The following is a 26,191-nucleotide window of genomic DNA, read 5'->3' as shown; positions in this document are numbered from 1 at the left end:
GAGCATCAGCCGAAGAAGACCTCGGCCTCCTCGAAACGCTCGGCCGGGACCGTCTTGAGCGTGTCGGTGGCCTCGGCCAGGTCCACTCGGACGATGTCGGTGCCCTGGAGGCCCACCATCTTGCCGAAGGCCTTGTCGTGCACGGACTCGATGGCGTTCACACCCAGACGGGTGGCGAGTACCCGGTCGAAGGCGCTGGGGGTACCGCCGCGCTGGATGTGGCCCAGCACCACCGAACGGGCCTCCTTGCCGGTGCGCCGCTCGATCTCCTCGGCCAGGTTCTGGCCGATGCCGCCCAGGCGCACGTGCCCGAAGGAGTCCTTCTCGCCGGTGGCGAGCTCCATCTGGCCTTCCTTGGGGTGAGCACCCTCGGCGACCACGAGTATGGGGGCGTACTGCGTCTCGAAACGGCTCTGGACGTGCTTGACGACCTCCTCCATGTCGAAGGGCCGCTCGGGGATGAGGATGACGTTGGCGCCCGCCGCCATGCCCGAGTGCAGGGCGATCCACCCGGCGTGCCGACCCATGACCTCCACCACCAGGGCGCGGTGGTGGGACTCGGCGGTGGTGTGCAGCCGGTCGATCGCCTCCGTGGCGATGTTGACGGCGGTGTCGAACCCGAACGTGTAGTCCGTGGCGTTGAGGTCGTTGTCGATGGTCTTGGGAACGCCCACGACGTTGACGCCGCGGTCGTGCAGCTGACGCGCCACCCCGAGGGTGTCCTCGCCGCCGATGGCGATGAGGGCGTCCACGCCCAGCCCCGCCATGTTGTCCTTGACGCGCTCGACGCCGCCCTCGATCTTCATCAGGTTGGTGCGCGAGGAGCCCAGGATGGTCCCGCCGCGGGGCAGGATGCCGCGCACGGCGCTGACGTCCAGCGGCATGGTGTCGCCCTCCAAGGGCCCACGCCAGCCGTCCCGGAAGCCGATGAACTCGTAGCCGTAGTCCTTGATGCCCTTACGGACCACGGCGCGGATGACAGCGTTCAGACCAGGGCAGTCTCCGCCACCGGTCAGGACCCCGACTCGCATTCGACTTCTCCTCGACGTTGGATGTGTTCTGGTGCTCGGCACCATATGGTCTAGACCATAGTGGGAGCGGGGAGTCCGGGCCAACCCCGGAGGGTGATGGCCTTTCCGAAATCCACGGCCTATCAGGGACAGATGATGTCCGAAAGAGCCGGACGCCCCGGACGGTGGGAACCGACCGGGGCGTGCTCAGTCGTCCAGCCCCTGGTCAATGGCGTAACGCACCAGCTCCACGCGGTTGTGGAGCTGTAGTTTGGTCAGGGTGTTCTGCACGTGGTTCTGCACCGTGCGGTGGGAGATGGTCAGCCGCCGCGCGATCTGCTTGTAGGCCAGCCCCTTGGCCACCAGACGCAACACCTCGGTCTCGCGGGGCGTGAGCCGCGGCGTGCCGTCGTCCTCCTCCCGTGAACGATCGTGTTCGCTCGACAGTCTGCGGTACTCGCCGAGGACCAGACCGGCCAACCCGGGGGTGTAGACCGCGTCCCCGGCATCGACACGGCGCACCGCGTCCAGGAGTTCCTCGCGCCCGGCCGACTTCACGAGATAGCCCGTGGCGCCGGCCTTGACCGCGGCCAGGACGTCCTCGCTCTCCCCGCTCGCGGACAGCACCAGCACCCTCGGGGGTTCGGGCAGGGCGACCAGTGCGGCGGTGAGCTCCACCCCGGTGGTGTCGGGCAGGTGCAGGTCCACCACCGCCAAGGTGGGACGGGCCGCGGGTGCGATGCGCATCGCCTTGGCGCCGTCGCCCGCGGTGCCCACGACCGTCATCCCCGCCTCACCGAGGTCTCGGGCGACCGCGTCGAGCCACATGGGGTGGTCGTCGACCACCAGTACCCGGATGTTCTCGCCGTCCATGCCGCCGAGCGTAGCGGGAGCGGGCCCGTGAGCACAGCGGGCCGGCCGCCTCGGTCCGAACACCGGAAGAAGGGGCGGGGAGCGCGCGCTCCCCGCCCCTCCCGGCGATGGTGGACCCACCCCGGCGGTCAGTCGTCGTCTTCGTCGTCCTCGTCGATGACCACACCGCCGGGGGTCGCCGTGATCGTGATCTCGGTGCCCTCCGGGGCCTCACCGGAGTGCGACTGGTGACCGATGGTACGGCCGCCCAGGATGCGCTTCACCTCGACCTTGAAGCCGGCGTCCTCCAGGGTCTCGCGGGCGTCCTTGATCTTCTCGCCGAGCACGTCGGGGATCTCCACGTCCGGCGGGCCGGTGGACACGGTCAGGGTGACGGTGGACCCGGGGCCCACGTTGGTGCCGGTGTCGGGGGTCTGGTCGATGACCTGCCCCTCCTTGACGTTCTCGCTGTCCTCCTCGACGATCTCGACCGTCAGGCCCAGCTCCTCCAGGGTGGACTCGGCGTCCGCGCGTTCCTCACCGGCCAGGCTCGGCACGGGGATGCCCTTGCTGACGGTGAGCGTCACCGTCTCCTCACGATCGGCGGTCGCCCCCGCCTCGGGTTCGCTGGAGATGACCTGCCCCGGATCGTCATCGGGCGACTCGACCTCCTCCTGCTCGATCCGGTCGGCGACGAAGCCCAGGTCCTCCAGGTCCTTGAGGGCGTCGGCGATGTTCTGCCCGGCGATGTCGGGCATCTCCACCTCCTGCGGCCCCTTGGAGACGTACACGGTCACCGGGTCGCCGGGGGAGAGCCGCTCGCCCACCTCGGGGTCGGTGGAACCCACCTCGCCCACGGCGACATCGCTGTAGACCTGGTCCTCGGACAGGTCGTAGATCAGTCCGGCCGACCGGATCTCGTCCCGGGCGACCTCGGGCGTGGCGCCGACCACGTCGGGGACGGGTTCGTAGCGGCCCAGCAGGAACCACCAGCCGACCACGCCCATGAGCAGCGCCATGGCGGCCGCGCCCACCGCCGGCAGGCGATTGCGCGAGAACCAGGAGCCGCCCTCGTCGTCCGGGCCGTAGTCGTCGTAGTCGGCGGCGGCGTCCATGTCGACGACCATGGTGGCGTTCTCGGTACCCGGTCCCGCGCCGCCCGCGATCAGCTGGGGCGCGGTCATGGTGACGCCCGCCGCGCCGGTGGGCGCGACCGGGGCCATGCGCTCCTGGGCGCCCGAGGGCGACTCGGGCAGAGTGCTCAGGACCTCCAGCACCTTGGCCAGGTACTGACCGGCGTTGCCGGGCCGATACCTGGGGTCGCGCTCGGTGGCCTTGGTGACCAGGGCGTCCACATCGGGCGAGAGCCCCGGCAAGAAGTGCGAAGGCCTCGGCACGTCCTCGTTCACGTGCTGGTAGGCGATGGCGATGGGGGTCTCACCGGTGTGCGGCTGACCGCCGGTGAGCAATTCGTAGAACATGATGCCCGCGGCGTAGACGTCGCTGCGGGCGTCGGCGACGCCCTTCTCGATCTGTTCGGGTGCCAGGTAGGCGGCGGTCCCCATCAGGGTTCCGGTGCGGGTCAGTCCCTGGTTGGACTGCTCGACCGCGCGCGCCAGACCGAAGTCGGCGACCTTGACACGACCGTCCTCGGTGATGAGGACGTTCTCGGGTTTGACGTCACGGTGCACCATGCCGGCCTGGTGGGCGGCGCCCAGGGCGGCCAGCACCGGGGCCATGAAGTTCAGCGCCTGACGGGAGGGAAGCCGACCGCGCTCCTTGAGCAGGTCGCGCAGAGTGCGTCCCGGTACGTATTCCATGGCCAGGAACACGTGTCCCTGGTCCTCGCCCTGGTCGAAGACCTGGACCACGTTGGGGTGCGAGAGCTTGGCGACGGAGTGCGCCTCGTTGATGAATCGCTGGACGAAGGAGGGGTCCTGGGCCAGGGACGGGTGCATGACCTTCAGGGCGAGTCTGCGGTCCAGCCTGAGGTCGTGGGCGACGTAGACCGTCGCCATACCACCACCGGCGATCCTGGACTCGACGAAGTAGCGACGGTCCAGCGTCGCGCCTACAAGCGGGTCGGAAGTCGTCATGTCCACGGCGGAGTTGTGTCCTTGCTGCGGGGAGCGCGGGAGATCGCGGCCGATGGCGCGTACCCGACACCAGATGTCGAACCGACACGATAGCGGAATCCGGAGTCGGTTCTGCCCCGCGGTTCATGGTCGCGGCGGCCCCGCACCATGCGACACACGGGCCGTCCGTGTGCGCTCGGGGGGTGCGCGCGCCTGGGCTGTCTCGGTGGGTGCGGTGCCCTCTCACGGCACGCACATTCCATCCAAGGTAGGGGACGACACCAAACCTTCGCTTGGCGCCGCACCGGTCGACTCTTGACCGAAGGCCGAGACGACCGCTCCGACCTGCCCGGACACGGATCCCGGCCGGGCGGGGCGGGTGGTACTTCGCTCAGACCACGTCGGGGCTGGAGGCCAGGGCGTGTCGTCGGATCGGGATGCGCCCGGCACGGCGGGCGCCTCGGCCGGCCCGAACCGCGTCGCGCATGGCACGCGCCATCAGGACCGGGTCCTGCGCACGGGTCACGGCAGTGGCCAACAACACCGCGTCGCACCCCAGTTCCATGGCCAGGGCCGCGTCGCTGGCGGTGCCGATGCCGGCGTCGACGATGACCGGCACGCCGGCCTGTTCGACGATCAGCTCCAGGTTGTGCGGGTTGCGGATGCCCAGGCCGGAACCGATCGGAGCGGCCAGCGGCATGACGGCGGCGCAGCCGAGCTGCTCCAGACGTCGGGCCAGGACCGGGTCGTCGTTGGTGTAGGGCAGCACCGTGAAACCGTCGTCCACGAGTGTCTCCGCGGCCTCCAACAGCTCCACCGGGTCGGGAAGCAGCGTGTGTTCGTCGGCGACGACCTCCAGCTTCACCCAGTCGGTCTCCAAGGCCTCGCGCCCCAGCCGGGCGGTGCGCACGGCCTCCACGGCGGTGAAGCAGCCCGCGGTGTTGGGCAGCGGGCGGATGCCGTTGCGGGACAGGACGTCCCACACCGATCCCTGTGTGCCCGGGGCGACCCGGCGCATGGCCACGGTGGTCAGCTCCGTCCCCGAGGCCAACAGGGCCTCTTCCAGCACATCCAGGGAGGGCGCGCCGCCGGTCCCGGTGATGAGGCGGGAACCGAAGGGGACACCGGCGATGACCACGGGGTCCTCGACGGTGTCGACGTCGGGGCGGGTGTCGAGGGTGTCGGTCATGGTTCAGCCTCCCTGTACGGCGGTCAGGACGTCCACGCGGTCGCCCGGGGCCAGGTCCGTGTCGGCCCACGCGGTGCGCCGCACCACCTCGTCGTTGATCGCCACCGCGATCCCGCCGGGGATCGCACCGTCGCCGGCCGAGGTGAGGTCGCGTACGACCGCCTCGACCGTGGTGGCCGTGCTCTGGCGACTCTCGCCGTTGATGATCAGTTCCACAGTCACTCCCATGTCGTCGACTCGTCTCACGCGCCGCCACCGGACAACGGCCGGTCGGCGGCGAATCCATGCGCGTATTCGGGCAGGGCCCCGGTCGTGAGCGCCCGCACCATGACCTCTCCGGTCACGGGGGCCAACAGCACCCCGTGTCGGAAGTGGCCCACGGCAAGGTGCAGACCCGGCACCCGGGTGGGGCCCAGCAGGGGTCGATTGTCGGGGGACCCGGGGCGCAGACCCACGCAGGTCTCGGTGATCTCCAGTTCGGTGACCCCGGGGACGAGTTCACGCGCGTCCCGCAGGACTTGCCAGAGCCCGCCCGCGGTCAGGGCGGTGTCGTACCCCGATTCCTCCTGGGTGGCGCCCACGACGACCTCGCCGTCGGCGCGGGGCACCAGGTAGACCGGGAAGCCGCGGACCAGGCCGCGCACCGTCCGCTCCACGAGCGGGGGTTCACCCTCGCGTACCCGGGCGCGCAACAGCTGTCCCTTGACCGGCCGGATCGGCGGCAGCACCGGCGCGGGCAGGATGATCCGGCCGCTCAGGCAACCCGCGGCGAGGACGACCTGGTGGGTCGGCAGAACGGTGCCGTCGGACAGGTGTACTCCCAGTCGGGCCCCGTCGGGGCCGGGAGAGGAGACCTCGGTCACGGACCCGGCCACCTCGCGCGCGCCCGCGCGCTCGGCGGCCCGGGCCAGGGCCGGCAGCAGGCGGCGAGGGTCGACGGAGTGATCCTCGGGGGCCAGTACCCCGCCCCGCACCGAAGGGGCCAGGTGGGGTTCCAACCGGCGGCACTCTCGACTGTTCAGCCGCTCGGTGGCGATGCCCAGACGTCGTTGCAGGTCATGGAGTTCGTCGAGGACGGCCAGGTCGTCCCGGTCGAAGGCGACCAGGAGCGTTCCGGTGCGATGGTGACCCACCGACAGGTCGGAGTCCGCCTCCACCTCGGCGACGAAGGAGTCGTACATCCGCGCGGAGCGGACGCCGAGTCCCATGAGTTCCTCCTCACCGAAGACCGCCTCGGTGGCGGGCGTGAGCATGCCCGCCGCGACGACGGAGGAGGAACGCGCGTCGGCGGGTTCGGTGACGGGATCGGGTTCGACCAGGGTGACGTCCAGACCGTGTCGGGCCGCCCGCCAGGCGACGACCCTCCCGATGACGCCGCCACCGACAACGACCACGCCATCGGTGTGGGAACCGGCCCCGTAGTGGGAATCCTCGAAGTCGCGCATGGTGCGCGCTCCCCTCCCTTCGCCGGCATGATCCGGATCAGGTTCGTGCGGTCGGAGACTGTTCGGTCTCCCTCTCAGCCGGGTCCACCCGGCTCCCGCGGGACATGTCTGTTCGTTTCCCACCATCCTAGGCCAGACGACCCTTCACGGGTTCGGGCGGTCCTCGGTGGCCGGTGGGATGTGGCAGATTGGGAGGGTGACACACAAAGACCTCGACATCGACGAACTGGTCGGCGACTGGCTGACCCTGCGCGAGGCGGCCGAGCCGCTGGGCGTCAGCCCGAACCGGATCAAGACGTTCATCCGCGAGAACCGCCTCATGGGCGTGGTCCGCGGTGGAGAACTCTCCATCCCCGCCGCCTTCCTGGACGGTGACGACCTCCTCAAGGGGCTGCCCGGCACCATCGTGTTGCTCTCCGACGCGGGTTTCTCCACCGAGGAGGCCCTGCGCTGGCTCTTCACCCCGGACGACACCCTTCCGGGAACCCCGATCCAGGCCATGCACGAGAACCGGGGTACTGAGGTGCGCCGCCGCGCCCAGGCCATGGCCTTCTGAGCGGTCTGAGCGGTCGGTGCTCGCTCGGCGGGGCGAAGCGGGGGTGGGTCCTTGGGCCTCTCATCGTCCAGGGCCTAGTGTGTCGGGTGTGAGGACCAACCACGGAACCAGCCTGCGCGAGCGCCTGGACGCATCCCTTCTGTACCTGTGCACCGACGCCCGTACCGAGCGCGGTGACCTCGCCGAGTTCACGGACGCGGCCCTTGCCGGAGGTGTGGACATCGTCCAGCTCCGGGACAAGGGGCTGGAGGCCCGAGAGGAGCTCGCCGCGCTGGAGGTCATGCGTGAGGCGTGCGAACGCCACGGCGCGCTGCTCGCCGTCAACGATCGCGCCGACATCGCTCGCGCTGTGCGCGCCGACGTCCTGCATCTGGGTCAGCGCGATCTGCCCGTGTCCATGGCCAGGGACATCATCGGCGCGGACCCCGTCATCGGGCGATCCAACAACGACATCGAAGCCGCCATGGCCTCCGCCGAGGAAACCGGAAGCGACTACTTCTGCGTCGGACCGACCTGGGCCACCCCCACCAAGCCGGGACGCCCGGCCGCCGGCCCGGCCTTGGTGGAGAGGGCCGCCGCTCTGGGAACCGAACGACCCTGGTTCGCCATCGGCGGCATCGACCTGACCACCATCGACGAGGTGCTCGACGCCGGCGCCTCGCGTGTCGTCGTGGTGCGCGCCATCACCGAGGCGGAGGACCCCCGCGCCGCGGCGGTCGCCCTCAAGGAACGGCTCACCGCGCGGCTCTAAGGACCTGAACCGACCCGCCGGTTCAGGACGCCAGGAACACCTTGCCGACCACAGGCCGCTCGGAGAGCGCCAGGTGGGCCTCCACTCCATCGCCTGTGTCGACGAGCCTCCTACCTCGATCAAGGTCGAGGTCAGGTGTTCGGGGCGGGGAGGACGAGACCGCCGCGCACGCCGCACGGCGGTGCTCGGGAAGAGGCCGTCGAGGTCAGACCGCGACGTGCGCCAACGCGCTCGGATGACGGCGCAGGAAACCCTCGATGGATTGCGCCGGGTGCCCGGTCAGACTCGGCACGGTATCGGCCACCACGTCCATCTCCCCGTTCGCGATCGCCGCGTACGACGACGCCCACCCCTCGATCTCCCACTCCGCGGCTCCGGTGGGACGGCGTGACTCCAGTGCTTCCTCCCACGTCTGGGGCACGTAGTGGATGGTGCGGCCGGTGAGCCTGCCCAGCTTCTCCACCGTGGCGCCCACCGACAACGCCTCCGGGCCGGTCACGTCGTGGGTGGCCCCCTCGGACGCGGCGATCACCACCGGGTCGGTAAGGACGGCGGTGGCCACGTCCGCCACGTCGTCCCGGGACACCCACGCGACCCGACCGTCACCGGCCGGGCCGCGCACCACCCCCTCGTCATCCACCCAATGGGGCAGCAGGTCCAGGTACAGGCTCGGTCTCAGGAACGTGTGGGACACGCCGGTGGATCTGATGTGCGCCTCGGTGAAGAAGTGCGTCCGGGCGAAGGTGAAGGTCGAGGCGGGGCCCGCCCCGAGGAACGACAGGTACACGATCCGGGAGACCCCCGCCTCGACCGCCGCATCCACCGCGCTGACGTGGTTCTCCATCCGTTCCTCGGACTCGGTGGCCGAGACCAGGAACAGGGTGTCCACACCCCGGCAGGCCCGCGCGAACCCGACGCCGTCCTCGTAGTCGGCCATCGACGCGCTGCTGCCCGGGTACTCCGGGGCGCGGTTGATGTCGCGCACGATGAATCGCTGTGTCGACCCGAGGCGGGCGATCCGGGCGGCCACGCGCCCGCCCACCGCTCCCGTGGCTCCGGTCACCCCTATGGTGTGGTTTGTCATGTGATCGTCACCCATGACAGCCATCCTGGAGTATGGGGGCGTGCCGGCAGCTCATCGGCACGCCCCTTTTTGAGCTCATCGGTCAGCGGGTGGTGTGCTCTTGGGGAGCTTCCTCGTTCCCATCCGTGACAGGGGCGACCGTACGGGTGGTGCGCCGGTAGGCCAGGCGGCGCAACAGTACCTCGGCCGGGCCACGACGCCCCGCGCGCTCCAGGGTGTAGGCGCCCACCACGGTGAGCAGCCACACCCCGACCGCGTACAGGAACATCGTCCACGAGGACATGTGCGCGGCCAGCCCCAGACCCCAGGCGGTCAGCAGCGGCGCACACAGCACGGACTGGGCCAGGTAGGCGCTGAGGGAACGCTTCCCCGTGGCGCTCAGCGCGGTCACCAGGACGCCCCGGGTCCGTCCCCGCCCCTGGATCCGGTACGCCACCAGGGCGATCAGCGCGACGTACCCGAGCCCGCAGAACAAGCCGGTCAACATGTGCGGAATGACCAGCGCCTGCCCCTGGACCGGGGACAGGCCCCACACACCGGTCTGGGCCGACACCAGGGGGAGACCGCCGAGCCAGCCGACGGTGACGCCCACGATCGCGACCCCGCGCAGCAGGGGCAGGTTCCGCTCCGGCTCCTCCAGGATTCGGCGGCGCGCGGCCCAGAACCCGAGCAGGACCGCGGCGGGCAAGGCCGGGATCAGCAGCCCCTGCCCGACGCTGAGGGGCCAGGCCAGCATGCGCATGACCGCGGCGGACAGGATGGACGTCTCGACGACGTCGGTGGTCGTGATCAGAACGTCCTGATCGTCCATACCGACCTCGCCGAGGATGGGCAGGAGGAGGAGGGTGATCACGGACAGGAGCGCCAGCAGGCCGGTCAGCACGGCGCCCCACACGAGCAGTGTCCCGCTCCTGCGCCGGAAGAACAGCCATCCCAGGATCAGCCCGACCATGCCATAGGCGCCGAGGACGTCGCCCATCCACAGCAGCAGTGCGTGGAGGAAACCGAAGACGAGGAGCCACAGGTTGCGGCGGCGCAGCAGGGCGTCGGCGCTCTTGGCGTCGGCACCCGCCGCCTCCTGGCGCCCGGCCAGCTGCACCATGCCGTACCCGAACAGGAAGGCGAACATCGGATAGCTGCGCATGTCCACGGCCATGACCGTGAAGAACTGCACGACGTGGTCCAGTGCGCCTTGGGGGGTGGGATGCTCGGTGATGCCGGTGTTCGGCGCGGCCTCCAGGTACCAGACCGTGTTGGCCAGGGCGATGAAGAGCAGCATGAAGCCGCGGGCGAGGTCCGGGGCGAGTGCCCGTTCGACCGTGGTGGTCGGCCCGAGCGGGGCGGTGTTTCTGGCCATGGGAGGGAAGACTCCGGGTTCAAGATCTATCGTGGATTCCGATTCATGTCGGAATCGGGCTGTGGTCGTAAACGGGAAAAGGGTATAAAAAACCCCGAAGTCCCCGGAATCAATCCTTCGGGGCTTCGGGGTCGGTGCTCGGGTGGACCGCCGATCAGTGGGAGCGGCGGGTGGCCGCAACGACCAACTCGCGCAGCGGGCCACGCGCGCTCTCGTCCAGTTCCGGGTCCTCCAGCGCGGCGAGCGCCTGTTCGGAGTACTCCTCGACCAGCGACTCACAGGCGGTCAGGGCGCCGCTGGACTCCACCAGGGAACACATCCACTCCACCGAGTCCGTCGACAGGTCGGGGGCGCCCAGCAGTGAGCGGAAGCGCTCGGCGTCGGTCTCACCGGACCGCGCCAGGGTCTCGGCCACCACCAGGGTCCGCTTGCCCTCGCGCAGGTCGTCACCGGCCGGCTTGCCCATGGTGGTCGGGTCGCCGAACACGCCCAGCAGGTCGTCGCGCAGCTGGAAGGCGAGCCCCAGCGGGACGCCGTAGTCGGTGTAGACCCGGGCGAGTTCGTCGCCCCGTCCGGCCAACGCGGCCCCCAGGTGCAGCGGACGCTCCACCGTGTACGCGGCGGTCTTGTACCGCATCACCCGAAGGGCGGCCTCACGGGTATCGACGCCGCGGACCTGCTCCAAGGTGTCCAGGTACTGTCCGGCCATGACCTCGGTGCGCATCGCGTCGAAGGGGCCGCGCCCGTCCTGTAGCGTCCGCGGCACGAACCCACAGGCCTGGTACATCTCGTCGGACCAGGTCAGGCACAGGTCACCGATGAGGATCGCGGCGCCACGACCGAATCCGTCGCTGTCGCCGCTCCAGCCCTCGTCGGCGTGCAGCCGGGCCATGCGCTTGTGGGTGGCGGGGGCACCGCGCCGGGTGTCGCTGTTGTCGATCACGTCGTCGTGTACGAGCGCGCAGGCCTGGAGGAACTCCAGGGACGCGGCCGCACGGATCATCCTGGCGTCGCCCTCGGCCCCGCCCGCGCCGCGCCAGCCCCAGTAGGCGAAGGTGGGGCGCAGCCGCTTGCCGCCGGAGACGATCGTCTCCAAGGAGTCCATGGCGGGGGCCAGCTCGGGGCCGATCTCCAGCAGCCGGACACGGTGTTCGGCGCAGAAGTCGGACAGTTCGCGGTCCACGTCGGAACGGATGACGGACACGGCTGAAAAGGCAGTAGAAGGGGCCATGCCCAGCAGGTTAGTCCCTGGCGAAGAGGGGAGAGGCCCGGGTGTTCGGCGGCCGGGCCGGGCCTGCGGGGCGGTTCCCGGTGATGGAATTCTCGGTGTCCGAAATATGGACAAGACAGGACACGAGCGCGCCGCTCGGAGCGTGGGTCGGCGTCATTGAGAACCCTGATGAATAGGGGTTCTTGGGTCCATATCGGGTCTAACCGGAGGTTCCTGGTAAAAATCCTTCTGTCTCGCATGGTGGTACGTGAGACGGTATCGCCGATAGTGATCTTGGAGCATGAGATGAGGTGTCCGCGAATCGGAGGTCCTGGCCTAGGGTGTGAAGCATGCTCGCTGCACCCACGCGCCCCGTGGCGCCCCGAGGCCCGGCCCCCAGGCCGCGCCATATCCGAGACCTGCTCGACTCGGGCGAGCCGCTGTTCTCCTTCGAGTTCTTCCCGCCTCGCAACGCACGTTCGCAAGAGCGGCTGTGGCGGGCCATCCGGGAGATCGAGGCGTTGGGGCCCTCGTTCGTCTCCGTCACCTACGGAGCCGGCGGCGGTACCCGCGACCTCACGGTGGAGACCACCGAGCGCATCGCCACCGACACCACGCTGATGCCGGTCGCGCACATGACACTGGTCGACCACTCCGTCGCCGAACTGCGCCACCTCATCGGTCGCCTGTGCGACGCGGGCGTGTCCAACATGCTGGCCGTGCGCGGTGACCCGCCCGGCGACCCCGACGGCGCATGGGTCCAGCACCCGGAGGGCCTCACCTACGCCGAGGAACTGGTCCGCCTGCTCAAGGAGAGCGGCGACTTCTCCGTGGGCGTGGCCGCCTTCCCCTACAAGCACCCGAGATCGGCCGACGTCGAGATCGACACCGACCACTTCGTGCGCAAGTGCCGGGCGGGCGCCGACTACGCCATCACCCAGATGTTCTTCGACGCCGAGGACTACCTGAGGCTGCGCGACCGGGTGGCCGCTCGGGGCTGTGACGTCCCGATCATCCCCGAGGTGTTCCCGGTGGTGAAGACCGCCTCGATCCGGCGCTCGGAGATGCTGTCGGGCGCCCCGTTCCCGCCCGCGCTGGCCGAGCGTTTCGAGAGCTTCGGCGACGACGCCGAGGCGGTGCGGGCGTTCGGGATCGAGCACGCCCAGAAGATGTGCGAGCGGCTGCTCGCGGAGGGCGCGCCGGGCATCCACTTCATCACCTTCAACCAGTCCACGGCCACCAGGGAGATCTACCGGGAGATCGCTCCGGAGCGGCAGAGCTCGTCAGCGGCAGACGCGCGGCCATGATCGAGAAGGGCTGGTCCGGGCTCCCCGGGAAGGAGAACCGGTCCAGCACCTCGACGAACCCGCACGAGCGGTAGAGGTGGCGTGCCGCCGAAGGGCCCGAACGCGTGGACAACACGGCCGTGCGTTCGGGTCTTCCCTCGCACAGTCGGTGCAGCATGCGTCGGCCGATGCCCTGGTTCTGGGCGTCGGGGTGGACGTGCACCTCGGCGATCTCCAGGGGGTCGCTCAGATAGCGCTTGAGGTGACCCCGCTGCCCCCGGACGCGCATACCCGTGGTGACGACGTCGTGCCACCACTGGCCATTCGTGCCGTGGAAGGCGTAGGCGAACCCCACCGCGCGCTCGTCCTGGACGGCCAGGATGGCGCGGAACCCCGGGTAGCGGGTGTGGCCGTGCATGACGGAGGCCCGGCCCGGCAACTGTTCCGGGGGCGGTCGCATGGCGGCCTCGTAGACCTCCAAAAGCGCCGGAACGACGTGCGCGAAAGCGCCGGGGTCGAGTTCACGTAACTCGGTGTCGACTGCCACGGGTCCAGGGTAGGCGGTGGCGCCGCCGTTCGACCTGGTTTTCCCGGGGCCGGTGCGCCCGTTGTCCCCCCTGATCCTCCTTGACGCTCCGCTCGTGGGGGTGTTAACTGGTGCCTATCGAACAGGAGTTCGATGCGCCCGCCGATGTGCGGGTGGTGCGAGGCCGGGTCGGGGAGGGGAAGCCCTTACCCGGCCTCGTCGTACTTCCCGGACGCCGCCCGAGGGGGCCGGACACGCGAAGAGCCGGGTGTCGCCCTTACAGGCGGCGCCCGGCTCTTCGTAAACGATCGTGCTTGTTCTTCGTGCCCGGGGTCAGAAGGCGTCGACGGCGCGACGGGCCTCGGGGTCGAGGACGCCCCAGTTGATGAGCTCCTCGGTGAGGTCGCCCGGGGACTTGTCGTAGATGACCGCGAGTGAGCGCAGGTCCTCGTGACGGATGGACAGCACGCGCCCGTTGTAGTCGCCCCGCTGGCTCTGGATGGTGGCGACGTAGCGGGAGAGCGGACCGGCCTTCTCCTGCGGGAGTTGCTGCATGCGCTCCAGGTCGATCACCAGCTTGGGTGTCGGGCCGAGCGGAGTGGGCGCGGCGCCGCCGGGCAGCAGCTCCGACATCGGCACGCCGTAGAAGTCGGCGAGCTCGGCCAGCTTCTGGACGGTGACGGCGCGGTCGCCGCGCTCGTAGGAGCCCACCACGACGGCCTTCCAGCGTCCGTGGGACTTCTCCTCCACTCCGTGCAGGGAAAGGCCCTGTTGGGTGCGGATGGCACGCAGTCGCGCACCGAGGGACTTGGCGTATTCGGATGGCATCTTTTTGTCGCTCCCGGCCGTGACGGTGGCTGGCGTGAGTGGGGGAGACGTCCGCTCGTACTCGGCGGGCCGCCTGGGCGGTCCAGCGGATGGTCACGGGGTGCAACCCCACCCGGTAGTGGTTACAGACAGTGACGGTAGAGGGGTGTCGGTGTCCAGGTCAAGCCGTTGGTGTGAAACGCGACTAATCAGTGGCCAAACCGTGCGTAGGTGAGACGCCTCTCATTTGTGGAGGAGTCGGGGCGAGCGGGGCGCTCCATGGGGTCGGAAAGCCCACTCCTACAGGGAATTTCGTGTCTCCCGCGGATTGGGTGCGATTCCGAAGTGTCATGAAATGGATACTCTTTGCTGGGCAATCCGTGGCATGTAATGTGATGAGCATCACAGTCACCCTTTCGGGGGTGGGGGCGCGCCCAAAGGTGCCGGAGTCCTCGCTGGTAGCGTGGGCCCGATCGACATCCTTTAACGACCTGTTCTGTGAGGCAGGGAAGGGGTCACTATTTTGCATGCGCGAAAACCCGCGCGGGACGACAACGAGATCTCACCCCCCGCGTCGGTGCCCGAGGTACCCGAAGGCACACGAGCCGTCCTCGACGGCAACGAGATCAACCGGGCGCTGACCCGGATCGCCCACGAGGTGCTCGAACGCACCAAGGGCGGCCAGGACGTCACCCTCCTGGGCATCCCCTCCAGAGGCGTCCCCCTCGCCGAACGCCTGGCACGACGGATCGAGCGGGTCGAGGACCTCGACGTTCCCGCCGGTTCCCTCGACATCACCATGTACCGCGACGACCTGCGGCTCGCTCCCGCCCGCGCCCTCGGCAGGACCGAGATCCCCGCCGGTGGCCTCGATGATCGCGTCGTCGTCCTCGTCGACGACGTCCTCTTCTCCGGACGCACCGTGCGCGCCGCGTTGGACGCCCTCGGCGACCTGGGTCGCCCCCGCGCCGTTCAGCTCGCCGTCCTCGTCGACCGCGGCCACCGCGAACTGCCGATCCGCGCCGACTACGTGGGCAAGAACCTGCCCACCTCCCTGCGCGAGAGCGTCACCGTCCAACTGGAGGAGAGCGACGGCCTCGACGCCGTCCTCCTCGGGCCCTCGCCCGCCGCCACCCTCAAGGAAGGGACGCGGCCCGGTTCCCTCCAGCGCTCCAAGGACACGGAAGGGGACCTTTGATGCGTCACCTGCTCTCCGCCGGTGACCTCGACCGGGACGAGGCCACACTCATCCTGGACACCGCCGGCGAACTCGCCCAGGTGGGGGACCGCTCCGTCAAGAAGCTCCCCACCCTGCGCGGTCGCACCGTGGTCAACCTCTTCTACGAGGACTCCACCCGCACCCGAACCTCCTTCGAACTGGCCGCCAAGCGCCTGTCCGCCGACGTCATCAACTTCTCGGCCAAGGGCTCCAGCGTCTCCAAGGGGGAGAGCCTCAAGGACACCGCGCTCACCCTCCAGGCCATGGGCGCCGACGGCGTGGTCATCCGACATGGCGCCTCCGGCGCGCCCCACCGCCTGGCGAACTGGGTCGACGGCTCCGTGCTCAACGCCGGCGACGGCACCCACGAACACCCCACCCAGGCGCTGCTGGACGCCTTCACCATGCGCGAGCGCCTGGGGCGGCTCGAAGGGCTGCGCGTGGCCGTGGTCGGCGACATCCTGCACAGCCGGGTCGCCCGCTCCAACGTCCTGCTGCTCACCACCCTGGGCGCGCACGTGACCCTGGTCGCCCCGCCTACGCTGCTGCCGGTCTCGGTGCACACCTGGCCCTGCGAGGTCTCCTACGACCTCGACGAGGTACTGCCCGAATCCGACGTGGTGATGATGCTGCGCGTGCAGGCCGAGCGCATGCACGACTCCTTCTTCCCCTCGGTGCGCGAGTACAGCCGCAACTACGGCCTGGACGGAGAACGCCTGAGTCGGATGCCGGAGGAGGCCATCGTCATGCACCCGGGCCCGATGGTGCGCGGCATGGAGATCTCCGCCGAGGTCGCCGACTCACCCCGCTGCACCGTCACCGAGCAGGTCGCCAACGGTGTCAGCCTGCGCATGGCCGTGCTCTACCTGCTCCTCGGCGGTTCCTAGGGGAGACGGGTGCCCGAACGCGCCACCGCGGGTTCGCAGGCCCCTCCCGCCGCCCACGAACTTCAACGAACACGAGAAAGCCGACATCTCCATGCCCGAAAACCAGGGAACCCACCTGATCCGCGGCGCACGCCCGCTCGGTGACGACCCGGTCGACCTGCTGTTCGAGAACGGCCGGATCACCGCGATCGGTCCCGACCTGCCGGCCCCCGACGGGGCAGAGGTCGTGGACGCTACCGGTCTGATCGCCCTTCCCGGCCTGGTCGACCTGCACACCCACCTGCGCGAACCCGGCCGTGAGGACGCCGAGACCGTCGCCTCCGGCTCCCGTGCCGCCGCGATGGGCGGCTACACCGCCGTGCACGCCATGGCCAACACCGACCCCGTCGCCGACACCGCCGGCGTGGTCGAGCAGGTCTGGCGTCTGGGCCAGGAGGCCGGATACTGCGACGTGCGCCCGGTCGGCGCCGTCACCGTCGGTCTGGCCGGTGAACGACTCTCCGAGATCGGCGCCATGGCCGACTCCGCCGCCCGTGTCCGGGTCTTCTCCGACGACGGAGTCTGTGTCTCCGACGCGCTGCTCATGCGCCGCGCGCTGGAGTACGTCAAGGCCTTCGACGGCGTCATCGCCCAGCACGCCCAGGAACCGCGCCTGACCGAGGGCGCCCAGATGAACGAGGGCCGCGTCTCGGACCGACTCGGCCTGCCCGGCTGGCCCGCGGTCGCCGAGGAGGCGATCATCGCCCGCGACTGCCTGCTCGCCCAGCACGTCGGCTCGCGTCTGCACGTGTGCCACGTCTCCACCAAGGGCTCGGTCGACATCATCCGGTGGGCCAAGGAACGCGGCTGCGACGTCACCGCGGAGGTCACCCCCCACCACCTGATCCTCACCGACGACCTGGCCGAGAGCTACGACCCGGTCTACAAGGTCAACCCGCCGCTGCGCACCGCCGAGGACGTCCAGGCGCTGCGCGAGGGACTGGCCGACGGCACCATCGACATCGTGGCCACCGACCACGCCCCCCACCCGGTCGAGGCCAAGGAGACCGAATGGTCCACCGCCGCGATGGGCATGATCGGACTGGAGACCGCTCTCGGGGTGGTCCACAGGACCATGGTCGAGACCGGTCTGCTCACCTGGGCGCAGGTCGCCGAGCGCATGTCCGCCGCTCCCGCCCGTATCGGTCGTGTCGGCGGGCACGGCCGTGAGCTCGCCGTGGGCGAACCCGCCAACATCGTTCTGTACGACCCGGCCGCGCCCGTCGAGGTCGACGCGGCCGCCATGGCCGGCAAGAGCGGCAACACGCCCTTCCGAGGCATGAGCCTGCCCGGTCGGATCATCGCCACGTTCCTGCGCGGCGTCCCGACCGTCCTGGAGGGGAAGATCAAGTGAGTTACCAAGCCCAGGCCGGACCTGGCACGACAGAGGGGGCAAACGTGTCCGAGGAGATCGGTGGACCGGCGATTCTGGTGCTCGAGGACGGTCGCGTGTTCCACGGCCGATCCTTCGGCGCCGTCGGTGAGACCTTCGGCGAGGCCGTCTTCAACACCGGCATGACCGGCTATCAGGAGACGCTCACGGACCCCTCCTACCATCGCCAGATCGTCGTGATGACCGCCCCGCACATCGGCAACACCGGGGTCAACGACGACGATCCCGAGTCGACCCGCGTCTGGGTCGCCGGCCTCGTGGTGCGCGAGCCCTCCCGCATCACCTCCAGCTGGCGCTCGAAGGGCGCCCTGGACGACGAGATGCACCGCCAGGACGTGGTCGGCATCGCCCTGACCGGGACCCGCGCCCTCACCCGCCACCTGCGCGACAAGGGTGCCATGCGCGCCGCGATCAGCAGCGTGGAGACCGACCCGAAGACGTTGCTCGCGCGCGTCCTCGAACAGCCCCCCATGGTCGGCGCCGACCTGGCGGGCGAGGTCAGCACCGACACCGCCTACGAGATCCTGCCGCCCGAGGGCGTCGAGACCCGACACCACGTCGTCGCCGTCGACCTGGGCATCAAGTCCATGACGCCCCAGCGCCTGACCGAGCGGGGCTGCCGGGTCACGGTGGTGCCCTCCACCACTACCGCCGAGGACATCCTCGCCCTGGACCCGGACGGCGTCTTCTTCAGCAACGGACCCGGCGACCCCGCGGCCGCCGACGGACCCGTGGCGACCATGCGCGGGATCCTGGACGCCGACAAACCGCTCTTCGGCATCTGCTTCGGCAACCAGATCCTGGGCCGTGCCCTGGGCCTGGGCACCTACAAGCTGCCCTTCGGGCACCGAGGCGCCAACCAGCCGGTCATCGACACCCGTACCAAGAAGGTGGCGATCACCAGTCAGAACCACGGTTTCGCCGTGGACGCACCGCTCGACACCCCGTTCGACACCCCCTACGGCCGGGCCGAGGTCAGCCACATCGGCCTCAACGACCAGGTCGTCGAGGGCCTGCGGTTGCTGGACCGCCCCGTGTTCAGCGTCCAGTTCCACCCGGAGGCCGCCGCGGGCCCCCACGACGCCGCCGATCTCTTCGACGAGTTCGTCGACCTGATGTCCGCCCAGCCCGCACCGGCTGCCAAGTAGTAAGAGGTACAGAGCATGCCGCGCCGTAGTGACCTTTCATCCGTCCTCGTGATCGGCTCCGGCCCGATCGTGATCGGGCAGGCGGCCGAGTTCGACTACTCGGGAACCCAGGCCTGTCGCGTCCTCAAGGCCGAGGGTCTCCGGGTCATCCTGGTCAACTCCAACCCGGCCACGATCATGACCGACCCCGAGATCGCCGACGCCACCTACGTCGAGCCGATCACCACCGGGATGATCGAGAAGATCATCGCCAAGGAACGCCCCGACGCGCTCCTGCCGACGCTGGGCGGACAGACCGCGCTCAACGCCGCCGTCGCCCTGGACGAGGCGGGGATCCTGGCCAAGTACGACGTCGAACTCATCGGCGCCAACATCGAGGCCATCCAGTCCGGTGAGGACCGCGAGACCTTCAAGGGCATCGTGGAGCGCATCGGCGGCGAGTCCGCGCGTTCGCGTATCTGCCACACCCTCCAAGAGTGCCTGGACGCCGCCGAGGACCTGAACTACCCCGTCGTGGTCCGCCCCTCCTTCACCATGGGCGGCGCCGGCTCCGGCTTCGCCCACGACGAGAACGAGCTGCGCCGCATCGCCGGCCAGGGCCTGGCGCTCTCCCCGACCACCGAGGTGCTCCTGGAGGAGTCCATCCTCGGTTGGAAGGAGTACGAGCTGGAGCTGATGCGCGACGCCAACGACAACGTGGTCGTCGTCTGCTCCATCGAGAACCTCGACCCCATGGGCGTGCACACCGGTGACTCCATCACGGTGGCCCCCGCCATGACCCTGACCGACCGCGAGTACCAGGAACTCCGCGACATCGGCATCGCGGTCATCCGCGAGGTCGGTGTGGAAACCGGCGGCTGCAACATCCAGTTCGCCGTCCACCCCGAGACCGGCCGGATCATCGTCATCGAGATGAACCCGCGTGTGTCCCGTTCCTCGGCGCTGGCCTCCAAGGCCACCGGCTTCCCGATCGCCAAGATCGCCGCCAAGCTCGCCATCGGCTACACGTTGGACGAGATCCCCAACGACATCACCAAGGAGACCCCGGCCAGCTTCGAGCCCACGCTCGACTACGTCGTGGTCAAGGTGCCCCGCTTCGCCTTCGAGAAGTTCCCCGGCGCCGACGCCGGCCTGACCACCACCATGAAGTCGGTGGGCGAGGCCATGGCGATGGGCCGATCCTTCCCCGAGGCGCTCCAGAAGGCCATGCGTTCCCTGGAGAAGTCCGGGGTGGGCCTGACCTGGGCGGGTGAGCCCGGCGACAAGGACGAGCTCGTGCGCGAGGCCGCCCGACCCACCGAGCACCGCCTGCGTCAGGTCCAGCAGGCCCTGCGCGCCGGAGCCACGGTCGAGGAACTGCACGAATCCACCAGGATCGACCCGTGGTTCCTGGACCAGATGCTGCGGCTGGAGGAGGCCGCGCGCGCCCTGGCCGTCGCGCCCAAGCTCGACGCCGCGCTGCTGCGCGAGGTGAAGGGACTCGGTTTCTCCGACGTCCAGATCGGTGAGATCACCGGCAAGTCCGAGGACGTCGTCCGCGAACTCCGGCACGCCCTGGGCATCCACCCCGTCTACCTGACCGTGGACACCTGCGCCGCCGAGTTCGAGGCCGAGACGCCGTACCTGTACTCCAGCTACGACGAGGAGACCGAGGTCCCCACCGGGGACCAGCCCAAGATCATCATCCTGGGCTCGGGACCCAACCGCATCGGTCAGGGCGTGGAGTTCGACTACTCCTGCGTCCACGCCTCCTTCGCGCTCTCCGACGCCGGGTTCGAGACCGTCATGGTCAACTGCAACCCCGAGACCGTCTCCACCGACTACGACACCAGCGACCGGCTCTACTTCGAGCCGCTCACCCTGGAGGACGTCCTGGAGGTCGTGCGCGCCGAGCAGGCCGCCGGACCGGTCGTCGGGGTCATCGTCCAGCTCGGCGGTCAGACCCCGCTGGGCCTGGCCCGGCGCCTCAAGGACGCCGGAGTGCCCATCATCGGCACCAGCCCGGAGGCCATCGACCTGGCCGAGGACCGCGGCGAGTTCGGCAAGGTCCTGGACGCCGCCGGACTCCCCGCGCCCAAGTACGGCACCGCCTACTCCTTCGAGCAGGCCAAGGCCGCGGCCGACGAGATCGGCTACCCGGTCATGGTCCGACCCTCCTACGTACTGGGCGGCCGCGGCATGGAGATCGTCTACAGCGAGGCGATGCTCGCCGACTACATCGAGCGCAACGCCGAGGTCAGCCCCGAACACCCGGTGCTGATCGACCGCTTCCTCGACGACGCCATCGAGATCGACGTCGACGCCCTCTACGACGGCAAGGACCTCTACCTGGGCGGCGTCATGGAGCACATCGAGGAGGCCGGCATCCATTCCGGCGACTCCGCGTGCACCCTGCCCTCCATCACGCTGGGCAGCGAGGACATCGAGCGCATCCGCTACTCCACCGAGGCCATCGCCCGCGGCACCGGGGTGCGGGGGCTGCTCAACGTCCAGTACGCGCTCGCCTCCGGCGTCCTCAACGTCCTGGAGGCCAACCCGCGGGCCTCTCGAACGGTGCCGTTCGTGTCCAAGGCCACGGCGGTCCCGCTGGCCAAGGCCGCCGCCCGGGTCATGGCCGGCAGCAGCATCGCCGAACTGCGCGCCGAGGGCATGTTGCCCGCCAAGGGCGATGGTGGCGACCTGCCCGCCGACGCACCGGTCTCCGTGAAGGAGGCGGTGATGCCGTTCAACCGCTTCATCGACAAGCACGGTGAAGGCGTCGACACCATCCTCGGCCCGGAGATGCGCTCCACCGGTGAGGTCATGGGCCTGGACGTGGAGTTCGGGGCGGCCTTCGCCAAGTCCCAGCTGGCGGTCGACAGCTCGATGCCCACCCAGGGCAAGGTGTTCGTGTCGGTGGCCAACCGGGACAAGCGTTCGATGATCTTCCCGGTCAAGCGCCTGGCCGACCTCGGCCTGGAGATCCTGGCCACCGAGGGCACCGCCGTCGTCCTGCGCCGCAACGGCGTGCACGCCACCGTGGTGCGCAAGCACAGCGCCGGCCCCGGCCCCGACGGCGAGCGCACCATCGTGCAGCTCATCCACGACGGGGAGGTCGACCTCATCGTCAACACCCCGTTCGGCAGCGCCGGGCAGGCCGGCCCGCGTCTGGACGGCTACGAGATCCGTACCGCCGCGATAGTTCGGAACGTTCCCAGCGTCACCACGGTCCAGGGCCTGGCCGCCGCGGTGCAGGCCATCGAGGCCGGCGTGCGCGGGGACGTGGGGGTGCGCTCCTTGCAGGAGCACGCCCGAGCGCTCACGGCGAGTCGCGAGGACTCCTAGGCTGTAGCGGAACGTCCGGGCGGCGGCAGGGTTTTGCAGGACGAGTCGAGCCGGTGGCGAGGAACGAGCCTTAGGCGTGGACGAGGACGAAGAATCCCTGCTCATCCGCCGCCTGGACACGGGCGGACGCCCGAATAGTGCACGATCCGGGTGCCGTGGGAACGACCCCGCGGTACCCGGACCGTACCGCCGCGAGTCCAGAGAGGCTGCTACCACAGATGAGCGACAACGGACCGGTGCAGGTCAGGTGCCCCGTGCTGAACGTACGCAGGGTGGACGCCTACTATGCCATCACCGTCGTCGCGCCGGGTATAGCCGAGCGCTTCCGTTCCGGGCAGTTCGTCTCGGTGGCGGTGGGCGGCGACCATTCCAGCACGCTGCTGCGTCGCCCCTTCGCCATCCACGACGTCAAACCCGACTACGGCGGAACCGTGGAGTTCCTGTTCGCGGTGCGCGGTACCGGGACCGCATGGCTGGCCGAACGAAGGTCACGCGACCTGCTCGACGTGGTGGGCCCGCTGGGTCGACCCTTCCCCCTGCCCCGGGACCCCGTCAACTGCGTGCTGGTGGGCGGGGGATCGGGGAGCGCACCGCTGTTCCCACTGGCTCAGTCGCTGCGTCGGCGCGGCTGCCGGGTGGACTTCGTCCTGGGCGGCGCCTCCGCCGACCGGGTGTTCAGCGCGATCACCGCCCGCCGGATCGCGGAGACCGCGGAGTTCACCACCGACGACGGTTCCTTCGGTACCCGCGGGCGGGTCACCGACGTCCTCGGTCGGGTGATCGAGGACGCCCGCTCCGACGCCGTGTACGCCTGTGGGCCCATGCCGATGCTGCGCGCCGTCACCCAGGTGGCCGGTAGGCACGGCGTCCCCGTGCAGGTCGCGGTCGAGGAGACCATGGCCTGCGGCATCGGGATCTGCATGACCTGTGTGATCCCGGTGGTGGGGGAGGACGGGATCACGCGGATGGTGCGGTCCTGCGTGGACGGTCCCGTCTTCCGGGGCGAACGGGTGCGGTTCGACGACGTGGGCACCATCCCCTTCGACGCCTTGGGCGCACCCGGTTGGAAGGGGTCGGGGGCCGCCGGCGCGGCGGAGTCGACCCGCGACATCGCCTGACCGGCAATGATGAGTCACCCCAGGTCCCGGGCGCGGGTCGTCCGGGCGAGCACGAGCGAGCGAAGACACGTGAACGCAGACATCAGGACCCGACTCGGATCCCTGAAACTCCCCAACCCGGTGGTGACCGCCGCCGGGTGCGCGGGCTCGGGGCGGGAGTTGGCGCAATTCTTCGACGTTGCGGAGATCGGCGCCATCACCACCAAGTCCCTGATGTTGGAGCCGCGGGCGGGCCGTCCGGCCCCGCGTATGGCGGAGACCCCCAGCGGGATGCTGAGCACCATCGGCCTTCAGGGGCCCGGAGTGGACGTGTTCCTCGAACGCGACCTGCCGTGGTTGCTGTCCCGGGGCGGCCGGGCGATCGTATCGATCGCGGGCTCGGGGACGGGGGAGTTCGGTGAACTGGCCCGCCGGGTCTCGGACACCGAGGGGGTGGCCGCCATCGAGGTGAACCTGTCCTGCCCCGACCCGACCGACCCCGCCGGACGACACTTCGCCGACGACCCGGACCAGGCCGCCGCGGTGGTACAGACGGTACGCTCGCACGCCCGATCCGACCTGCCCGTGCTGGCCAAGATCGCGGTGGACGTCCCGGACGTGCTGAAGCTGGCCGAGGCCTGCGTCGGCGCGAGGGCCGACGGACTGACCATGATCAACACCCTGCGGGGCATGAGCGTGGACACCCGCACGTTGCGCCCCGCGGTGACCGGTGGGATGGGCGGGCTCTCCGGACCGGCGATCCGTCCGCTGGCCGTGGGGTGTGTCTATCGGGTCCACGAGGCCTTTCCCGACGTGCCCATCGTCGGGGTGGGAGGTGTGCGCACCGGATCCGACGTGTTGGAGTTCATGGCGGCGGGCGCGAGCGCCGTGGCCGTGGGGACGGTGAACTTCTCGGACCCCTCCGCGTGCACCCGGGTCCTGCGCGAGTTCACCGAGACGCTGGAGACCCTGGGGGTGTCCAAGGCCTCGGACCTGGTGGGCGCCGCGCACCGTTCGGGGTCGTGATCCGCCGGCCACCGGGCGGAAAGGCTCTGACCGGCCTGAACAGCGTTGAGATGGCTCTGTGTGGCCGAACGGGCGCGCCCGGCATCCAGAGTAGGGATCAAGGAGAGCGACCGCCTACGGCCGGCTGAAAGGCCGTTACGGGGAAGTGACGCGGGTCGGGTGCATGAAGCGCCCGATCCAGGGAACCGCACACCATGCGGTGTGCACATGACAGTGGATGTGCATTCGTAAGCACGTTCGTGAGAACGGCGGACGAGTGCCCGACCCCGGGCTCCGGCCGGGTCACACGATTGGAGAGACCGACATGACCGCTCCTTCCGCGCCCATCGCCGTCGCGATCGATGCCGGTGACATCGAGACCGCGGCCACTTGGGCGTCCGCCGTCGCACCGCATGTCAGCACGGTGAAGGTGGGCCTGGAGCTGTACCTGCGCTACGGGCCCCAGGTGATCAGCGCCGTACGCGGGGCCAACCGCGTCGGTGTCTTCCTCGACCTGAAGCTGCACGACATCCCCGCCACCGTCGCCGGCGCGGCGCGCAGCGTGGCGGGGCTGCGTCCCTCGATCCTGACCGTGCACGCGAGCGGGGGAGCGGACATGGTCCGAGCGGCGGTCGATGCCGCCCCGGACATCAAGATCGCGGCGGTGACCGTGCTCACCTCCATGAACGAGACGGATCTGGAGCAGGTGGGGCTGCTCGGTCCGGCACGGGACGCGGTCCGTCGCCTGGCGGCGCTCTCGGTGGGCGCGGGAGCGCGCGCACTGGTGTGTTCGCCACAGGAAGTGGCGATGGTCCGCGCAGAGGTGGGCCCGGACGTCACCCTCATCACCCCGGGCGTGCGCCCGGCCGATGCGGACAAGGGTGACCAGTCTCGGGTCGCGACCCCGGAGGAGGCGATCGAGGCAGGGGCGGACCTTCTCGTCATCGGTCGCCCGATCACCCGTGCCACGGACCCCGGTGCGGCGGCGGCCTCCATCGCGGCGGCCGTACGGCGCGCCGGGGTCCGTGTCTGAAATCCGGTGGTCGGTCCCGGAGCCGCTGCGCTGCGCGGATCCGGGACCGACCGCACGGATCGATCCCGGGTCTTCGCATTCGCCCCATCACGCACAGTTGTGGGTCACGGACGGTGATCAAATAGGCGTGTCCGAAACCCCGACATCGTGGCGAAGAGTGACCCGGGTCACCCCTGCGTGACCTGCGCTGGTCGTACGCTTCGCCTGCTCGGCAATCGGGACGAAAGTCCTGGTTTTCGTGCCCGCACGCAATTGAGTGACTACCCTGGGTAGTTCCTTCAATGAAATAGCCTCTGAAAGGGCACTTTACGTTGCCTAACAGGGGTCGGACCTACTAACTTTCGCAGGCGTCCGCCCTCTACAAACGAGTAGAAATCCGAGGTGACCCGGCGTGGCCCTTCCTCCCCTCACACCCGAGCAGCGCAGCGCGGCTCTCGAGAAAGCCGCCAAGGCCAGAAAAGAGCGCGCTGAGGTCAAGAACAAGCTGAAGAACGGCGGCATCTCGCTGTCCGAGGTGCTTTCCAACGGCCTCAAGGACGACGTCATCGGCAAGATGAAGGTTTCGGCTCTGCTGGAATCCCTCCCCGGTGTCGGCAAGGTCCGCGCGAAGCAGATCATGGAGCGGCTCAACATTGCTGAGTCGCGCCGTGTCCGGGGTCTGGGCACCAACCAGCGTGCCGCCCTGGAGAGCGAGTTCGGTGACCTCACCAAGTAGCTCGGAAGTACGGAGCAGATAGCCGAACACCGGACGTCGCGTCCCCCCACAGACGCGCGACGAGCCCCCGCATCCGGTGGGGTCTCATCGGTGAGAAGCGGGATCCGAGGCCGCGGCCGACGGACAAGGAGTGGGCCCTGGGTCACACTCCGTCCATCGCGCCGCGGCCTCGGTGGTATAAAG

General features: G+C 69.6%; 23 protein-coding genes and 1 riboswitch. Of the genes, 12 read left to right on the top strand and 11 right to left on the bottom strand.

Annotated elements, in window-relative coordinates; translation table 11 throughout:
- Positions 1–5: 5 nt before the first annotated feature.
- The 6 genes from NLI01S_RS18815 to thiO all read right to left on the bottom strand — a co-directional run bounded on the left by NLI01S_RS18815 (position 6) and on the right by thiO (position 6,571).
- Entirely contained in the window at positions 6–1,031 is a 1,026-nt protein-coding gene (locus tag NLI01S_RS18815) for a 6-phosphofructokinase (protein ID WP_067606421.1), read from the bottom strand.
- A 186-nt stretch (positions 1,032–1,217) separates the two neighbouring features.
- A complete protein-coding gene (locus NLI01S_RS18810; RefSeq protein WP_067606419.1) occupies positions 1,218–1,883 on the bottom strand; it encodes a response regulator in 666 nt (221 codons plus the stop codon).
- A 128-nt stretch (positions 1,884–2,011) separates the two neighbouring features.
- Entirely contained in the window at positions 2,012–3,964 is a 1,953-nt protein-coding gene (gene pknB / locus NLI01S_RS18805; protein ID WP_067606417.1) for a Stk1 family PASTA domain-containing Ser/Thr kinase, read from the bottom strand.
- Positions 3,965–4,328: 364 nt separating this feature from the next.
- Entirely contained in the window at positions 4,329–5,126 is a 798-nt protein-coding gene (locus tag NLI01S_RS18800) for a thiazole synthase (RefSeq protein WP_067606416.1), read from the bottom strand.
- A 3-nt stretch (positions 5,127–5,129) separates the two neighbouring features.
- On the bottom strand, positions 5,130–5,342 hold the full coding sequence (gene thiS, locus NLI01S_RS18795; RefSeq protein ID WP_190318520.1) for a sulfur carrier protein ThiS: 213 nt from the start codon (positions 5,340–5,342) through the stop codon (positions 5,130–5,132).
- 26 nt (positions 5,343–5,368) lie between these two features.
- Positions 5,369–6,571: a glycine oxidase ThiO gene (thiO, locus tag NLI01S_RS18790; RefSeq protein ID WP_067606427.1), complete on the bottom strand. Its 1,203-nt coding sequence runs from the start codon at positions 6,569–6,571 to the stop codon at positions 5,369–5,371.
- Positions 6,569–6,680: riboswitch (TPP riboswitch) on the bottom strand. (Overlaps the previous gene by 3 nt.)
- A gap of 69 nt (positions 6,681–6,749) precedes the next feature.
- On the opposite strand from thiO, the gene NLI01S_RS18785 reads away from it, so the two are divergent.
- Positions 6,750–7,127, top strand: coding sequence for an Rv2175c family DNA-binding protein (locus NLI01S_RS18785; RefSeq protein ID WP_371850621.1), 378 nt, complete (start codon positions 6,750–6,752; stop codon positions 7,125–7,127).
- A gap of 88 nt (positions 7,128–7,215) precedes the next feature.
- On the top strand, positions 7,216–7,878 hold the full coding sequence (gene thiE / locus NLI01S_RS18780) for a thiamine phosphate synthase (protein ID WP_067606426.1): 663 nt from the start codon (positions 7,216–7,218) through the stop codon (positions 7,876–7,878).
- 205 nt (positions 7,879–8,083) lie between these two features.
- Here the strand turns inward: thiE and NLI01S_RS18775 are convergent, their stop codons facing one another.
- The 3 genes from NLI01S_RS18775 to NLI01S_RS18765 form a co-directional block, all read right to left on the bottom strand.
- Complete coding sequence (locus NLI01S_RS18775; protein ID WP_067606410.1) at positions 8,084–8,977, bottom strand: SDR family oxidoreductase; 894 nt, start codon at positions 8,975–8,977, stop codon at positions 8,084–8,086.
- 67 nt (positions 8,978–9,044) lie between these two features.
- Positions 9,045–10,319 (bottom strand): DUF418 domain-containing protein, encoded by a 1,275-nt coding sequence (locus NLI01S_RS18770; protein ID WP_067606408.1) that lies wholly within the window; start codon positions 10,317–10,319, stop codon positions 9,045–9,047.
- A 154-nt stretch (positions 10,320–10,473) separates the two neighbouring features.
- Complete coding sequence (locus NLI01S_RS18765) at positions 10,474–11,550, bottom strand: polyprenyl synthetase family protein (RefSeq protein WP_067606406.1); 1,077 nt, start codon at positions 11,548–11,550, stop codon at positions 10,474–10,476.
- Positions 11,551–11,903: 353 nt separating this feature from the next.
- Here NLI01S_RS18765 and metF point away from each other — a divergent pair, with 353 nt between their 5' ends.
- Positions 11,904–12,836 (top strand): methylenetetrahydrofolate reductase [NAD(P)H], encoded by a 933-nt coding sequence (gene metF, locus NLI01S_RS18760; protein WP_067606405.1) that lies wholly within the window; start codon positions 11,904–11,906, stop codon positions 12,834–12,836.
- Here metF and NLI01S_RS25385 read toward each other — a convergent pair.
- Positions 12,751–13,362 carry a GNAT family N-acetyltransferase gene (locus NLI01S_RS25385; RefSeq protein ID WP_190318519.1) on the bottom strand — a complete coding sequence of 204 codons (612 nt, stop codon included), beginning with the start codon at positions 13,360–13,362 and terminating at the stop codon, positions 12,751–12,753. The genes metF and NLI01S_RS25385 overlap by 86 nt on opposite strands.
- A gap of 312 nt (positions 13,363–13,674) precedes the next feature.
- Positions 13,675–14,169: a transcriptional regulator BldD gene (gene bldD, locus NLI01S_RS18750; RefSeq protein ID WP_067606402.1), complete on the bottom strand. Its 495-nt coding sequence runs from the start codon at positions 14,167–14,169 to the stop codon at positions 13,675–13,677.
- Positions 14,170–14,671: 502 nt separating this feature from the next.
- Here bldD and pyrR point away from each other — a divergent pair.
- The 9 genes from pyrR to mihF all read left to right on the top strand — a co-directional run bounded on the left by pyrR (position 14,672) and on the right by mihF (position 26,008).
- A complete protein-coding gene (pyrR, locus tag NLI01S_RS18745) occupies positions 14,672–15,346 on the top strand; it encodes a bifunctional pyr operon transcriptional regulator/uracil phosphoribosyltransferase PyrR (protein ID WP_067606400.1) in 675 nt (224 codons plus the stop codon).
- Entirely contained in the window at positions 15,346–16,254 is a 909-nt protein-coding gene (locus tag NLI01S_RS18740) for an aspartate carbamoyltransferase catalytic subunit (protein ID WP_067606398.1), read from the top strand. Before pyrR ends, NLI01S_RS18740 begins: the two co-directional genes overlap by 1 nt.
- A gap of 91 nt (positions 16,255–16,345) precedes the next feature.
- The gene (locus NLI01S_RS18735; RefSeq protein ID WP_067606396.1) at positions 16,346–17,647 is read left to right on the top strand and encodes a dihydroorotase; all 1,302 of its coding nucleotides are present in this window, start codon (positions 16,346–16,348) and stop codon (positions 17,645–17,647) included.
- A gap of 44 nt (positions 17,648–17,691) precedes the next feature.
- Positions 17,692–18,834: a glutamine-hydrolyzing carbamoyl-phosphate synthase small subunit gene (gene carA, locus NLI01S_RS18730; protein WP_067606394.1), complete on the top strand. Its 1,143-nt coding sequence runs from the start codon at positions 17,692–17,694 to the stop codon at positions 18,832–18,834.
- A 15-nt stretch (positions 18,835–18,849) separates the two neighbouring features.
- Complete coding sequence (carB, locus tag NLI01S_RS18725; protein WP_067606392.1) at positions 18,850–22,158, top strand: carbamoyl-phosphate synthase large subunit; 3,309 nt, start codon at positions 18,850–18,852, stop codon at positions 22,156–22,158.
- Positions 22,159–22,376: 218 nt separating this feature from the next.
- Positions 22,377–23,276 (top strand): dihydroorotate dehydrogenase electron transfer subunit, encoded by a 900-nt coding sequence (locus tag NLI01S_RS18720; protein WP_067606390.1) that lies wholly within the window; start codon positions 22,377–22,379, stop codon positions 23,274–23,276.
- Between the two features lie 69 nt (positions 23,277–23,345).
- On the top strand, positions 23,346–24,281 hold the full coding sequence (locus NLI01S_RS18715) for a dihydroorotate dehydrogenase (protein WP_067606388.1): 936 nt from the start codon (positions 23,346–23,348) through the stop codon (positions 24,279–24,281).
- A gap of 304 nt (positions 24,282–24,585) precedes the next feature.
- On the top strand, positions 24,586–25,293 hold the full coding sequence (gene pyrF / locus NLI01S_RS18710) for an orotidine-5'-phosphate decarboxylase (protein ID WP_067606386.1): 708 nt from the start codon (positions 24,586–24,588) through the stop codon (positions 25,291–25,293).
- A gap of 391 nt (positions 25,294–25,684) precedes the next feature.
- On the top strand, positions 25,685–26,008 hold the full coding sequence (gene mihF, locus NLI01S_RS18705) for an integration host factor, actinobacterial type (RefSeq protein ID WP_017546565.1): 324 nt from the start codon (positions 25,685–25,687) through the stop codon (positions 26,006–26,008).
- Positions 26,009–26,191: the final 183 nt, after the last annotated feature.

It is taken from the genome of Nocardiopsis listeri NBRC 13360, assembly GCF_001570765.1.
Taxonomy (GTDB): domain Bacteria; phylum Actinomycetota; class Actinomycetes; order Streptosporangiales; family Streptosporangiaceae; genus Nocardiopsis; species Nocardiopsis listeri.
Note: the sequence above shows the minus strand (reverse complement) of the source record. Positions and strands in the feature narration are given on the sequence as shown.

Coding starts and splice junctions, on each gene's coding strand:
- NLI01S_RS18765 (WP_067606406.1), bottom strand. CDS start 11,550: ATGGCCCCTTCTACTGCCTTTTCAGCCGTGTCCGTCATCCGTTCCGAC.
- NLI01S_RS18815 (WP_067606421.1), bottom strand. CDS start 1,031: ATGCGAGTCGGGGTCCTGACCGGTGGCGGAGACTGCCCTGGTCTGAAC.
- NLI01S_RS18770 (WP_067606408.1), bottom strand. CDS start 10,319: ATGGCCAGAAACACCGCCCCGCTCGGGCCGACCACCACGGTCGAACGG.
- NLI01S_RS18785 (WP_371850621.1), top strand. CDS start 6,750: ATGTGGCAGATTGGGAGGGTGACACACAAAGACCTCGACATCGACGAA.
- bldD (WP_067606402.1), bottom strand. CDS start 14,169: ATGCCATCCGAATACGCCAAGTCCCTCGGTGCGCGACTGCGTGCCATC.
- pyrF (WP_067606386.1), top strand. CDS start 24,586: ATGACCGCTCCTTCCGCGCCCATCGCCGTCGCGATCGATGCCGGTGAC.
- NLI01S_RS18740 (WP_067606398.1), top strand. CDS start 15,346: ATGCGTCACCTGCTCTCCGCCGGTGACCTCGACCGGGACGAGGCCACA.
- NLI01S_RS18810 (WP_067606419.1), bottom strand. CDS start 1,883: ATGGACGGCGAGAACATCCGGGTACTGGTGGTCGACGACCACCCCATG.
- thiO (WP_067606427.1), bottom strand. CDS start 6,571: ATGCGCGACTTCGAGGATTCCCACTACGGGGCCGGTTCCCACACCGAT.
- NLI01S_RS18775 (WP_067606410.1), bottom strand. CDS start 8,977: ATGGGTGACGATCACATGACAAACCACACCATAGGGGTGACCGGAGCC.
- NLI01S_RS18735 (WP_067606396.1), top strand. CDS start 16,346: ATGCCCGAAAACCAGGGAACCCACCTGATCCGCGGCGCACGCCCGCTC.
- NLI01S_RS18800 (WP_067606416.1), bottom strand. CDS start 5,126: ATGACCGACACCCTCGACACCCGCCCCGACGTCGACACCGTCGAGGAC.
- carB (WP_067606392.1), top strand. CDS start 18,850: ATGCCGCGCCGTAGTGACCTTTCATCCGTCCTCGTGATCGGCTCCGGC.
- NLI01S_RS18720 (WP_067606390.1), top strand. CDS start 22,377: ATGAGCGACAACGGACCGGTGCAGGTCAGGTGCCCCGTGCTGAACGTA.